The following is a 13424-nucleotide window of genomic DNA, read 5'->3' as shown; positions in this document are numbered from 1 at the left end:
GGAAATCAGCGAGGGTTGGGTTCCTGTCCAGCGGCCGGCACTACCAGAACCCGCTTTTCGAACCCTCACCGGCGCGATGGCGTGTTGCCCCCGCCCCCTCCCACACGTATCAACAAAGGCGCCGGCAGGCGAACCAGCCGCCCGCGTTTTCATCAACTCAACTCAACCAGTCCTTGCACGCGCCATCCACCTGTTCACCGCACGCCTGCTGCATCCTCTGCTGCAACCGCGCCAGCGTCTCGGCACCCTGGTGCTTCCCGCTCCACGCCTTCAGCTGCCCGGCCAGGCGCTCGAAACGCTGGCGGGTGCGCTGGTGGTAACCCGACGGCTGCGCCTCCAGTTCGGCGATCAGCGAGGCGGTGGCCTGCTCGATGCGCCGCGCGTCGTTCGGCGCCAGCTTCAGCAACCCTTCCACGTACAGCACGCCCCATTGCACGCGGGTGGCCGGGCCCTGCGCACCGTCGTAGGCACGCTTCAACCACTCCAGCGCCCCGGCGGTGTCGCCGCGCTGCTCGGCCAGTTCGGCCAGCTCGGGCATGTAGTAGTAGGGCTGCTCGCTGCGCTTCAGCTCCGCCAGCAACAACGCCTCGGCACCGGCGTCGTCACCGACCTGGCGCAGTGCGTAGACCGCGCTGCTGATCGTGGCCTGGCGTGCATGCGCATCGGTGGCGGCGGCATCGGCAGCGGCCACGCGCTGCTTGACCCGATCAACCAGCGGCGCGGGCAGTGCGCCCTTCGGCTGCTGCTGGCGGGCCAGCGATACTTCCGTCAGTGCGCGCGACAATGCGTCGTCGGCGCGGTCGCCGCGCTCGGCATCTGCGCGCTCCAGCGCGACCAGCAGCTGCTGCCCCAGCGTGTTGCGGGTGGCCGGGCCGGCGCTGGCCTGCTGGACCAACTGTGCGCCTGCATAGCCCAGCAACTCACGGTTGCGGCGGACTTCGGCCGGCTGCGTCAGCACGGCCTGCAGCAGTTCGCGTACTTCGGTAGGCGAGCTGGCGGGCGTGTCGGCGGTGGCCAGGGCCAGCAGGGCGAAGCGGCGTTGCAGCGCCGCGTCGGGTGCGGCCTTGGACAGCTGGCGCAGTACATCCTGGCCCCTGCGCCCGCCAGCCAGACGGTTGGCGTCGACTTCCCAGCCGTAGTCGCCCAGTACCTGCCAGTCTTCTGCAGCCAACTTCTCCGGCGTGGCCAGGGCGGTGGCCAGAGTGGCAGCGATTGCACTGCGGCGCCCGGCGGCAACGGTCAATGCCCGGGTCAGTTCGGCGGCGTCGTTGCCACCGGCCACGCGTGTAAGTTCATTGCGCTGTGGGTCCAGCACGATCAGGGTCGGGTAGCCGCGCACCCCGAAGCGTTCGCCCCAGGCCTGCGCACCTTCCTCGTCGCCATCCAGGTAGACCGGCACGAACTTGCCGGTCAAGGCGATGAAGGCCGGGTCCTTGAACAGGCCGGCCTTGAGCTGGTTGCACGGCGGGCACCAGACCGCGCCCCAGTACAGCAGCACCGGCTTGCCGCTGTCTGCGGCTTCGGCGAAGGCATCATCGACGTCACCCTGGCGCCACGCGATTCCCTTGGCCGGCGCAGGTGCCTCGGCGGAGTTGGCGGTGGAAACCGGGGCCGGGGCGCAGGCACTCAGCGCCGAAGCCAGCAGCAACACGGAAAGCGCGACGCGCATCGGCGGCATCTCGAAGGGGGACAGTCCATTGTAGGAATGGCCGGGGAGTGTGCTGATTCAGTTTGCTTATATCGGCTGGGCAGCTGGGCATGACACCCGCTGCCTTCAGGCGGCCGCCCGCACCATCTGCTGGTAGACCAGGCCGTTGAACTCGCCGGCCTCACCGTCAACCACGAAGCCATAGCGCAGATAGGTCGGCACAGCGTTGAGCGATGCGCGTACGGTCAGGACCGGCTCGCGTACCTGCGGCAGCACGGCCTCGAACAGTGCATGGCCGATGCCCTGTCCCTGGCAGCCGGGATCGACGAACAGCATCGCCAGGTGGCGGCCTTCCTTCAGCTCGACCACGCCGACGATACGGCTGTCCTGCTCGGCCACCAGGATATGGTTGTCGCCGTGCAGGCGTTCACCGAACGCATCGGCGGCGGCGACATTGCCGAACGTGGCGATGCCGGTTGCGCTGAGCGAGGGCGCCACCGCCGCAGTGAACGCGGCCAGGCACACCGCGCTGATCGCGGGCAGGTCATCGACGCGGGCAGGGCGGATCGTCGGCATGCAGTGTTCTTCCCGTGGCGGGCTGCGCGTCATCGCTGCCCCGTGCCTGCACGCTAAGCTGCAGGCATGAGTGATTTCAATCCCGCGTACGCTGCGTTGTTTCCAGGGCAGGGCTTGAGCCTGGGCCTGATGACGCCGGTGGCGTCGCAGGGGCTGGCCGATCCGCATCAGGCGCGGCGCATCGCGCGGTTGGCCGACGATCTTGGTTTCGCCGCGTTGTGGGCGCGCGATGTGCCGCTGATGGTGCCGCAGGGTCCGGACGCGACAGCAAGTGCGCTGGACGATCCGTTCCTGTGGCTGGGTATGCTGGCGGCCGCGACGGGGCACATCGTGGTCGGCAGCGCGGCCATCGTGCTGCCATTGCGCCAGCCGCTGCAGGTGGCGAAGTCGGCGTTGAGCCTGGACCGGATCAGCGGCGGACGCTTCGTACTGGGCCTGGGTTCGGGTGACCGCCCGGAAGAGTTCGCCGCATTCGGCGAGGATCTGGAGGGCAGGGCGGCGACCTTCCGTGAGCGTTGGACGTTGTTGCGGGCGGCGCTGTCACCGGCCGCCGATGAGCGCACCGCCGTATTGCAGGCCACTGGTGGCTTCGACGTGCTGCCAGCGCCGGCAACCCGCACTCCGATGCTGGTGGTGGGTACCGCGCGGCAGAGCCTGCAGTGGATAGCGCGTGAGGCCGAAGGCTGGGCCACCTATCACCGCGAAGAGGCCGCGCAGGAAGGGCGCATCGGCCTGTGGCAGCAGGCGCTGGCGCAGCGCGGCGGGCCAGGCAAGCCGTTCGTGCAGTCGATGCTGCTGGACCTGCAGGCAGATCCGCAGGCGCCGCCCGAGCCGCTGCCGCTGGGCCTGAAGGTCGGCCGCGATGGCCTGCGTGAGTATCTGCTGCGCGTGCATGCGCAGGGCGTGGCGCATGTGATGTTCAACCTGATCGATAACGGGCGGACGATGGACGCGGTGCTGCGCGAGATCGGGGAGCAGGTGCTGCCGCATATGCTCCGGTAGGTGTCCACCTTGGTGGAGACGCTCCATTGTTGCCAACGCTGCGCTTGCCGGTGTGCTGGAGGTCCGCATCTGCGTATCATTCGCATTTGATGCCCCGCTGCCGGAGCCCCGTGTGACCCAACGTTCCCCCATGCACCCGACCGGACGCCTGTTCGCCGCGGTCGCCTTCATCGAGGCCGTGACCTGGGCCGGCCTGCTCATCGGCATGTGGATGAAATACGGCCCAATGGCCAACGTGGCGCTGGTGAAGCTGTTCGGGCCGCTGCACGGCGTGGCCTTCCTGGTCTATGTAGCGGTGACGCTGTTTGCGGCGGTGCGCCTGCGCTGGCCGTGGTGGGCCAGTGCCCTGGCGCTGCTGGCGGCCATCCCGCCGTTGGTGACGCTGCCGCTGGAGTGGTGGTTCAAGCGCCGTGGCCTGCTGGGCCTGCGTGCAATGCGCTGAACCCACTGTTGCATGCCCATTCAAGAGAATGGGTATCAAATGCAAATACGAGCCGTTATCATTTGAGGGTAGCATCCGGTCCTGATTGGGGCGGGTGCCGGGCGGGGCGCAGGTGCGCCCGGCCAATCCTTTCCTGTTACGGCTGGTGTTCCATGCACGCACGTCCCGTCGTTCCCGGCTTGCCGGCGCTGGTATTGGCCGCCCTGATCGGCACCATGGCGATGATGTCCTTCGTCGCCGTGATCGGTCCGGTGGTCCGCATGCTCGGGCTGTCCGAGTGGCATGCCGGCCTGTCGGTTACCGCCGCAGGCGTGTTGTGGATGCTGGCTGCGCGCCCGTGGGGCCAGCTCAGCGACCGCATCGGCCGCAAGCGCGTGTTGATGCTGGCGATGACTGCCTACACCGTCGTCTATATCGCGCTGGCGGTGTTCATCGATGTCGCCCTGCAGGCAGTGCCGCCGGTGCTGGTGTCAGTGCTGGTGCTGGTCGGTGCGCGTGGCCTGATCGGCTTGTTCTACGCGGCTGTGCCTCCTACCGCAGCGGCGCTGATCGCCGACAAGGCACCCACCGGACAGCGTGCAAAATTCCTCGCCCGCCTGGGCAGTGCCAACGCGCTGGGCATGGTGCTCGGCCCGGCCGCCGCGGGCTGGCTGGCCTATACGAACCTGTCGCTGGCGCTGTACGTGGCCGCGCTGCTGCCGTTGCTGGCACTGGCATTGCTGGCCTGGCGGCTGCCGGCTACACCGCCCGTGGTGGGCGCGTCCGCACAGCGCCGCACGCCGATGAGCCGCCTCGACGCGCGCCTGTGCCTGCCGCAGCTGGCAGCGTTCATCGCCATGGTCTCGGTGACTATCGCGCAGGTCACGGTCGGCTTCTTCGCAATTGATCGCCTGGGCCTGGATGCGGCGGCCGGCGCGCGCATGGCCGGCATTGCACTCACCGCCGTTGGCGTCGGCCTGATCCTGGCGCAGGCGCTGGTGATGAAGCTGGAGGTGCATCCACGTCGCTGGATCGTCCTCGGCGCTCTCATTTCCGGCATCGGCTTCACTTCGGTGGCGGGCGTGCAGCAGGCCTGGCAATTGCCTGCGGCGTATGCGCTGGCTGCGTTCGGCATGGGCTTCGTATTCCCCTCGTTCCAGGCGCTGGCCGCCGATGCGGTAGAGGCGCACGAGCAGGGCGCCGCCGCAGGCACCGTGGCGGCCGCGCAAGGGCTGGGCATGGTGGCCGGGCCGATGCTCGGCACGCTGTTGTATCGCGGCGGGCCCAGCCTGCCATACCTGCTGGTCGGCGCGTTGCTGCTGTTGCTGTTCGCGCTGGCCGCAGTGCATCGGATGAAGGAGACCCCATGAACGATTCCCTGATGCAGGGCGCGTGGCCGGAGGCCGCGCCAGCGCCGCAGGAGAGCAGCGACGACGCGTCGCTGTTCCTGCTGCAGCACGCTGGCCAGCACGTGCATGCACGCGGTTGCCGCGCCACGCTGCCGGCCGGTGCGCTGGCGACATTGGCAGAACGCGTTTCGGTGTTCTTTGCCCAGCAGCGTGGCGGCCCGGGCCTGCTGGTTGGCGCGGTGCCGTTCGAGCCGCGTGCCGACGATGCGCTATTCCAGCCCGAGCGCCTGCTGCCAGCGCTGGCACTGCAGCCGCAGGCCGCACCGCCGCTGGACGGTGCCCTGCGCGCCGAGCCTGCGCCGCAGGACTATGCGTCAGCGGTTGCCGCGGCGGTGCAGGTACTGCGCGCGCCCGAACTGAACCTCCAGAAGGTGGTGCTGGCGCGCAGCCTGCTGGCACGCACCCGCCAGGCGCTGTCTCCGGACGTGCTGCTGGCACGCCTGGGCGCAGATCCGTCGGTGGCGACCTATGCGGTTCCGCTGCCGGTGGAGCTGGGCCAGGCGCCGGCCTGGCTGGTGGGCGCGACGCCGGAACTGCTGCTGCGCAAGCGTGGCGCCGAGCTGTTGTCGCATCCGCTGGCCGGTTCCGCGCGGCGCAGCGCCGATGCCGCCGAGGACGAGCGTGCGGCGCAGGCGCTGCTGGCCTCGACCAAGGACCACGACGAGCACCGCCACGTGGTCGAAGCCATCGTCGAGGGCCTGGCACCGTACTGCAGCCACATCGATGCGCAGCCGCGCCCGGTGCTGCATGCCACCGCCAGCATGTGGCACTTGGGCACCCGCATCCACGCCACCCTGAAGGATCCGCAGACGTCTGTCGCCGAACTGCTGGCGCAGCTGCACCCCACGCCGGCAGTCTGCGGTACGCCACGGTTGGCTGCGCTGCAGCGCATCCGCGAGCTGGAGCCGGTGCCGCGCGGCTTCTACGCCGGTGCCGTGGGCTGGTTGGACGCGCAGGGTGACGGCGACTGGTACGTGGCGATCCGCTGCGCGCGCCTGCAGGGCACGCAGCTGCGCCTGTATGCCGGTGCCGGCATCGTCGCCGAGTCACACCCCGAGGCCGAGGTGGCCGAAACCGCAGCGAAGTTCGCTGCCCTGCTGAATGCGTTGGGTGTCCATGAATCCGCGCCTGCGATCGAGCCTGCTGCATGACTACCTGCACTGACTCTTCCCGCCTGCCACTGCAGCAGGTGTGGCCCGACGCGCTGGTGGCGCGCTATCGCGAAGCCGGTCACTGGCGTGGCGAGACCTTCCCGGCGTTCCTGCGCGAGCGGGCAGAGCGTTTCGCCGATGACATCGCGGTGGTCGCCGGCGACGTACGCCTGAGCTACGCGCAGCTGTGGCACGAGGCCGGGCGGATCGGTGCCGGCCTGCTGGCGCTCGGCCTGCAGCCAGGGGAGCGGGTGTTGGTGCAGCTGGGCAACACGGCAGGCTTCATCACCACGGTCTGCGGCCTGTTCCGCGCCGGGCTGGTGCCGGTGTACGTGTTGCCGGCGCACCGCATGACCGAGCTGGTGCACTTCGCCAGCAAGGCCGAAGCCAGTGCCTACATCACCACCGCACTGCACGATGGCTTCGATCATCGCGGGCTGGCGCGAGCGCTGCAGGCCGACGTGCCGGCGGTTCGCCATGTAGTGATCGACGGCGAGGCGGCGGAGTTCATCGCGCTGGAGGCGCTGCAGGGCGATCGCAGCCGGCTGCCGGCCGATCCGGACCCGCAGTCGGTGGCGTTCCTGCAGATTTCCGGTGGGAGCACCGGGCTGTCCAAGCTGATTCCACGCACGCACGACGACTACATCTATTCGTTCCGTGCCAGCAATGAAATCTGCGGCATCGACCGCGACAGCGTTTATCTGGTAGCGCTGCCGGCCGCGCACAATTTCCCGATGAGCTCGCCCGGCTTCTTCGGCGCGTTGTACGCCGGCGCCCGCGTGGTGTTCAGTCCCGGCCCCGGGCCGGATGCGGCCTTCCCGCTGATCGCCCGCGAAGGGGTGACCTGCTGCGGCCTGGTGCCGCCGCTGGCGCTGCTGTGGGCGCAGGCCGCCGCCACCAGCAAGCATGACCTGTCGAGCCTGCAGGTACTGCAGGTGGGCGGTGCCAAACTGGTGCCGGAAGCCGCACGGCGGGTGATCGACGGCCTTGGCTGCACGCTGCAGCAGGTGTTCGGCATGGCCGAAGGCCTGGTCAACTACACACGGCTGGATGATCCGGAGGACCTCATCGTGGCCTGCCAGGGCCGGCCGATCAGTCCGGACGACGAAGTGCGCGTGGTCGATGACCATGACCAGCCGGTGGCCGAAGGCGAGGTGGGGCATCTGCTCACCCGTGGCCCGTACACCATCCGTGGCTACCATAACGATGCAGTGGCCAATGCGCGCTCGTTCACCGACGACGGTTTCTACCGTACCGGTGACCGCGTGCAGCAGCTGCCCGGGGGCTACCTAGTGGTACAGGGGCGTGCGGGTGACCACATCAACCGGGCGGGCGAGAAGATCTCTGCCGAAGAGATCGAGGACCACTTGCTGGCACATCCGGGCGTGTTCGATGCGGCCGTGGTCTCGATTCCAGACGAGTACTTGGGCGAGCGCAGCTGCGCCTTTGTGATCCCGCAAGGCGAACCGTTCAAGGCGCCGGTACTGAAGGCCTGGATGCGCGGGCGCGGCCTGGCTGCGTTCAAGGTGCCCGACCAGGTCGTGTTCGTCGACAGCTTCGATACCACCGCGGTCGGCAAGATCAGCCGCCGCGAACTGCGCGCGCAGCTGCGTGCGCGTCATCTGCAACAGACAGGAGGAACGCGCTGATGGCGCTGCCCCGTATCACCGACTACCCCTTGCCGACCGCCGCTGAGCTACCGCAGGCGCGCGGGCCGTGGCGTCCCCGGCGCGATCGTGTCGCGCTGCTGGTGCACGACATGCAGCGTTATTTCCTGGCCGCGTTCGACGCCGGCAATGCACCGCTGCGGCCGGCCGTGGACAACATCGCACGCCTGCTGGCGCATTGCCGCGCGCACGGCATTCCGGTGTTCTACACCGCGCAGCATGGTGACCAGGACCGTCGAGACCGTGGCCTTCAGGCCGACCTGTGGGGGCCGGGCATGCGTCGCAGCGCCGACCATGAACCGATCATCGAGGCGCTGGCACCGCAACCGGGCGAGCACGTGCTGGTGAAGCACCGCTACAGCGCATTCCAGCGCAGCAACCTGGAGACGCTGATGCGGGTGCGTGGACGCGACCAGTTGCTGGTGACCGGCGTGTACGCCCATATCGGCTGCACCGCGACCGTGGTGGATGCCTTCCAGCGTGATATCGAGGCCTTCATCGCCGCTGATGCGGTGGCGGACTTCTCGCGCGCCGATCACGATCAGGCGCTGCATTGGATCGCGCGTACCTGTGGCGTGCCGATGACCACCGACCACCTGCTGGAGGTGCTGTGATGGCCGCGACCGGTGAGGTGCTGGATCTTGAGCGGATGCGTGCCGACGTGGCGCGCGTGCTGGAGTGCACGCCGGCCGAGATCGGTGACGACGACAACCTGATCGACCTGGACCTGGATTCAATGCGCATGCTCGGCCTGGTCCTGGCCTGGGGCAACACTGGCCTTCCGCTGGAGTTCTCGCAGCTGGCCGAGCACACCACGCTGCGCCAGTGGTGGGGTGTGGTGCAGCAACTGCAGGCCGCGCAGAACGCATGAACACCGCAGCGCTGGCCACACCGGTGGCGTTGACCGAGACCCAGGCCGGGCTGTGGTTTGCACAGCGGCTGGCACCGGACAATCCGTCATTCAATACCGCGCACGCGGTATGGATCGACGGCCCGCTGGACGTGGCCGAATTCGTCGCAGCGGCAGACCAGGCTGCGCGTGAGGCGGAGGCCTTCGCATTGCGCTTTGCCGAAGGGGCCGATGGCCAGCCACTACAGTGGCATGACCCGGTACACGTGCCGCTGCTTTCGGTACGCGATGTTTCCGCCGAGCCGGATCCCGCCGCTGCGGCGCGCAGCCTGATGCACACCGACCGGTTGAGCCCGGTTGATCCCACCCGCGACCGGATCAGTCAGCAGGTGCTGCTTGAACTGGGCGGGCAACGCTGGGTGTGGTACCTGCGGGTGCATCATCTGGCGGCCGATGGCTACGGCATGGCGCTGTTCACCGATCGCGTGTGCGCGTTGTACGCCGGCCGCAGGGGTGAGCCACTGCCAGGACTGGCCGGTGTGCTGGCCGATGATGCCGCCTACCGTGCCGATCCGCGCCGCGCGCTGGCCGGGCAGTGGTGGCGTGAGCACATGCAGGGCGCACCGGCAGGCGTGGGCCTGGCCGGCACGCTCGCGGCCAGTGACGACGCGCTGCGCCGGGTGCAGTCGCTCGATACGGCCTTCCGTGAGCAGTTGCTGCAGGCCTCGGTACGTTGGCTGCAGCCCTGGCCGGATGTGCTGGCCGCGTTGTCGGCCGAGTACCTGCGGCGGATGAGCGCTGCCGATGAAGTGGTGCTGGGCGTGCCCTACATGGGGCGGCTGGGCAACGCGTCGGCGCGGGTGCCGGCGATGGTGATGAATGTGTTGCCGCTGCGCGTGGCGGCCGGCGAGGGTAGCGTCGAGGCCTTTGCCCGGGGCCTGGGTCGCCAGCTCAGCCAGGGCCGCAGGCACGGCCGCTACCGGGGCGAGCAGCTGCGCCGGGACCTGGGCCTGGTCGGCACGCAGCAGCGCCTGCACGGCCCGCTGGTGAATGTGCAGCCGTTCTACAGGCCGCTGGCGCTGACTGGCGTGCAGGCGGCGCTGGAGGTGCTGTGCACCGGGCCGGTGGATGACCTGGCGCTGGGCTTCCGTGGCGATGGCCAGCATCTGCTGGATCTGGAGATCGAGGCCAATCCCGCGCTGTACAGTCGCGAGGATGTCGAGGCACACGCGGCGCGGTTGCTGCATTTCGTGACGTCGGCGCTGCAGGCTGACGATATCGCCGCCGTACCCCTGGCGACGCCCATGGAGGCGCAGCAGGTGCTGCACGGTTTCAACGCCACCGCGCACGCGCTCCCGGAGACGACCCTGGTCGCGTTGCTGCAGCAGGGCATGGATCGGGACCCGCACGCGCCAGCGCTGGTGTTCGGCGACACGACGCTGGACTACGCAACGCTGGAAGCGCGCAGTTTCGCGCTGGCGGCACAGTTGCGGGCGATGGGTGTCGGCCCGGGCAGCGTGGTGGCGGTGGCATTGCCGCGTTCGCTGGAGCTGGTGATCGCTCTGGTCGCGGTGCTGCGCGCAGGCGCGGCCTACCTTCCGCTGGACCTGGCCCATCCCGATGAGCGGCTTGCACGTATTTTCGCCTCGGCGCAACCGGTGTGCGTTCTGGCTGCGGCGGAGGTTTCGGCGCGCACGGCCGGCGTGCCGGTGCTCGCGCCGGAGCAGTGGACCGCGCTGAGCTTCGCCGCGCCGTGGGCCGATCCTGCGCCCAGCGATGCAGCGTATGTGATCTATACCTCCGGCTCGACCGGGGAACCGAAGGGCGTGGTCATCGAACACCGCGCCATCGTCAACCGCCTGCTGTGGATGCGCGAGCAGTACGGCATCCGCGCCGATGACCGCGTGCTGCAGAAGACCCCGGCCACCTTTGATGTCTCGGTCTGGGAGTTCTTCCTGCCGTTGCTGTGCGGGGCCACGCTGGTGGTTGCCGGGCCCGATGCGCATCGCGACCCCACTGAACTGGCGCGCCTGATCCGTGGCCATGGCATCACCACGGCGCATTTCGTGCCGTCGATGCTCGATGCCTTCCTCGCTGCACCGGCCTCCGAAGGCCTGCAGCTGCGACGGGTATTCACCAGTGGCGAGGCGCTGGACGCCGCGTTGCGCGACCGCTTCCACGCGCGCGTGAACGCCGAGCTGCACAACCTGTATGGCCCGACCGAAGCGGCCGTGGACGTCAGCTATTGGCCGGCGTCGGCGCAGGATCGCTCGCGGCCGGTGCCGATCGGGTTCCCGGTCTGGAACACCCGCCTGTACGTGCTGGACGCCCGGATGCAGCCGGTGCCGATAGGCGTGGCCGGTGACCTGTACCTGGGCGGCATGCAACTGGCACGTGGCTATCTCGGTCGCGACGACCTGACCGCCGAGCGCTTCCTCGCCGATCCGTTCCTGCCTGGCGAACGCATCTATCGCACCGGCGACGTAGCTCGTTGGCGCCGCGATGGTGCGGTCGAGTACCTGGGCCGCAGCGACCATCAGGTGAAACTGCGCGGCCTGCGCATCGAGCTGGGCGAGATCGAGGCGGCACTGCGTGAGCTGCCTGGCATGGAGCGCGTGGAAGTACTGCTGCGCCAGGACGCGCCCGGCGATGCCCGGCTGGTGGCCTATGTGCCAACCGCGCTTGCCGACCCCGTCATGCTGCGCAGCTACCTGGCCACGCGCGTGCCGGATTACATGGTGCCCTCGGCGTTTGTAGGCGTGGACCACTGGCCGGTGACCGCCAACGGCAAGCTCGACCGCAACGCATTGCCGAAGCCACCCCAACGTGAAGTTGCCGGCTTGGCGCCGCGCACGCCGTTGGAACAGGAGCTGGCGTTGCTGTTTGCCCAGACACTCGGGCGTGAAGCGCCGGTGGCGGTGGATGCGGATTTCTTCAGTCTCGGCGGTGACTCGCTGTCGGCGGTGCACTTGCTGCTGGCCATCGAGCAGCGCTGGCGCTGCGATCTGGGTCTGGGTACCTTGTTCGCGCAGCCCACCGTGGCTGCGCTGGCGGTTCGCCTTGCCGAGCCGCCAGCGCTGGCCGATCACGCACTGGGGCCGGTAATCGCGCTGGCCGCGACCGAAGCGGGCGGGTCCACGCCGCTGTTCGTGCTGCACCCGGCCGGTGGCATCGCCTGGAACTACCGCACCCTGGCCCGGGCACTGCAGCCGGCACGCCCGGTGTACGGCCTGCAGTCGCCTGCACTGGACGCACGGCTGCCGCTGCCAAGCAGCATCGAGGCGATGGCCAACGACTACGTACAGCGCGTGGTCGCACTGCAGCCGAAGGGGGCGGTGCATCTGCTGGGCTGGTCGGTGGGTGGCATCCTCGCGCAGACGATGGCGGTGCGACTGCATGAGATCGGGCGCGAGGTCGGCGAACTGGTACTGCTGGACGCCTATCCCAGCGAGTGCTGGCGGGCCGAGCCGGAACCCGATGCCATCGCCGCATTGCGGGCACTGCTGGCGATTGCCGGTCATGACCCGGATGCGCATCCGGAACTGGACAGCCGGGAACGCATTCTCGCGTTCCTGCGTCGTGGTGGCAGTGCGCTGGGTAGCCTGCCGGATGTCGTGCTGGATGGCGTGGTGCGCGCCGTGACCGGCACCAATCGACTGATCCGGGAACATATCCACCGGCCGTTCGATGGCACGCTGGTGCATGTGCGTGCCGGCCGGGACCACCAGGCGCGGCCACAGTTGCAGTCGGCGTTGTGGCGTACACACGCGCGTAGGGTGCAGTCGTTGGAACTGCCATTCCTGCACGCAGAGCTGACCGGACGCGATGCGGTGGCGCAGCTGGCGCCGTGGTTGTCGGCGCGGTTGCGCCAATGGGACGAGCAACAGGAGATCGCAACATGCAGTTGACCGGCTTTGAAGGCCGCGTGGCGCTGGTCACCGGCGCTGCCGGCGGCATCGGCGAGGCACTGGTACGGTTACTGGCCAAGGCCGGTTGCACCGTGGTGGCGACCGATCGCGAGGCGCCTGTTACGGCAGATGTGCGTGTGCATACCTTCGCGCTCGACGTGACCGACAGCGCCGCCGTGGACGGCCTGGTGGATCAGGTCGAGTCCAGCATCGGGCCGATCATGCTGGCCGCCAGCGTAGCCGGTGTGCTGCATGTGGGCGGCGTGACCGAGACCGGCGATGACGACTGGCGCCGGGTGTTCGCGGTGAACACCGACGGGGTATTCCATGTCGGGCGTGCCCTGGCGCGGGTGATGTCGCCGCGCGGGCAGGGCGCGATGGTTACCGTCAGCTCGAATGCGGCCGGTGTGCCAAGGCATGGCATGGCCGCCTATGCGGCATCCAAGGCCGCCGCCACGATGTTCACCCGCTGCCTCGGGCTGGAGCTGGCGCCGTTGGGCATCCGCTGCAACATCGTCGCCCCGGGCTCGACGCTGACCCCGATGCAGACCGGCATGTGGCAGGACGAGCACGGCGCCGAACGGGTGATCGCCGGCAACCTGGAGACCTACAAGGCCGGCATTCCACTGCGCAAACTCGCTACGCCGGAAGACATCGCGCAGTCGGTGATGTTCCTGCTCTCCGAGCAGGCCGGTCACGTAGCGATGAGCGACCTGTACGTGGACGGTGGCGCCACCCTGCGCGGCTGAGGTCTGGTAGTGCCGGCCGCTGGCCGGCAACCTCATTCAACTT

The 13424-nt window shown here is 68.9% G+C and carries 11 protein-coding genes; 9 read left to right on the top strand and 2 right to left on the bottom strand.

The window, feature by feature from the left end; all coding sequences use genetic code 11:
- Positions 1-157: 157 nt before the first annotated feature.
- Positions 158-1678 (bottom strand): thioredoxin family protein, encoded by a 1521-nt coding sequence (locus AC10QF_RS16955; RefSeq protein WP_164262625.1) that lies wholly within the window; start codon positions 1676-1678, stop codon positions 158-160.
- Positions 1679-1774: 96 nt separating this feature from the next.
- Complete coding sequence (locus tag AC10QF_RS16950; RefSeq protein ID WP_164262626.1) at positions 1775-2224, bottom strand: GNAT family N-acetyltransferase; 450 nt, start codon at positions 2222-2224, stop codon at positions 1775-1777.
- Between the two features lie 66 nt (positions 2225-2290).
- Between AC10QF_RS16950 and AC10QF_RS16945 the strand changes: the two genes are divergently transcribed.
- The 9 genes from AC10QF_RS16945 to AC10QF_RS16905 all read left to right on the top strand — a co-directional run bounded on the left by AC10QF_RS16945 (position 2291) and on the right by AC10QF_RS16905 (position 13381).
- Positions 2291-3226 carry a TIGR03571 family LLM class oxidoreductase gene (locus AC10QF_RS16945; protein WP_494542560.1) on the top strand — a complete coding sequence of 312 codons (936 nt, stop codon included), beginning with the start codon at positions 2291-2293 and terminating at the stop codon, positions 3224-3226.
- A 130-nt stretch (positions 3227-3356) separates the two neighbouring features.
- Positions 3357-3668 (top strand): DUF3817 domain-containing protein, encoded by a 312-nt coding sequence (locus AC10QF_RS16940; protein WP_032129991.1) that lies wholly within the window; start codon positions 3357-3359, stop codon positions 3666-3668.
- Between the two features lie 152 nt (positions 3669-3820).
- On the top strand, positions 3821-5017 hold the full coding sequence (locus AC10QF_RS16935) for an MFS transporter (protein WP_494542559.1): 1197 nt from the start codon (positions 3821-3823) through the stop codon (positions 5015-5017).
- Complete coding sequence (locus AC10QF_RS16930) at positions 5014-6207, top strand: isochorismate synthase (RefSeq protein ID WP_494542558.1); 1194 nt, start codon at positions 5014-5016, stop codon at positions 6205-6207. The genes AC10QF_RS16935 and AC10QF_RS16930 overlap by 4 nt, the downstream gene beginning before the upstream one ends.
- On the top strand, positions 6204-7856 hold the full coding sequence (locus tag AC10QF_RS16925; protein WP_164282598.1) for a (2,3-dihydroxybenzoyl)adenylate synthase: 1653 nt from the start codon (positions 6204-6206) through the stop codon (positions 7854-7856). Before AC10QF_RS16930 ends, AC10QF_RS16925 begins: the two co-directional genes overlap by 4 nt.
- Positions 7856-8488, top strand: a complete 633-nt coding sequence (locus tag AC10QF_RS16920) for an isochorismatase family protein (RefSeq protein WP_049438812.1) — start codon at positions 7856-7858, stop codon at positions 8486-8488. Before AC10QF_RS16925 ends, AC10QF_RS16920 begins: the two co-directional genes overlap by 1 nt.
- On the top strand, positions 8488-8745 hold the full coding sequence (locus AC10QF_RS16915; protein ID WP_049414955.1) for a phosphopantetheine-binding protein: 258 nt from the start codon (positions 8488-8490) through the stop codon (positions 8743-8745). The genes AC10QF_RS16920 and AC10QF_RS16915 overlap by 1 nt, the downstream gene beginning before the upstream one ends.
- Entirely contained in the window at positions 8742-12632 is a 3891-nt protein-coding gene (locus AC10QF_RS16910; RefSeq protein ID WP_494542557.1) for an enterobactin synthase subunit F, read from the top strand. The genes AC10QF_RS16915 and AC10QF_RS16910 overlap by 4 nt, the downstream gene beginning before the upstream one ends.
- Positions 12623-13381: a 2,3-dihydro-2,3-dihydroxybenzoate dehydrogenase gene (locus AC10QF_RS16905; RefSeq protein WP_494542556.1), complete on the top strand. Its 759-nt coding sequence runs from the start codon at positions 12623-12625 to the stop codon at positions 13379-13381. The genes AC10QF_RS16910 and AC10QF_RS16905 overlap by 10 nt, the downstream gene beginning before the upstream one ends.
- Positions 13382-13424 lie beyond the last annotated feature (43 nt).

Source organism: Stenotrophomonas maltophilia complex sp. Om-AH-Sm3 (assembly GCF_059337855.1).
The sequence above is the reverse complement of the archived record's forward strand: the minus strand, read 5'-3'. Positions and strand labels throughout refer to the sequence as shown.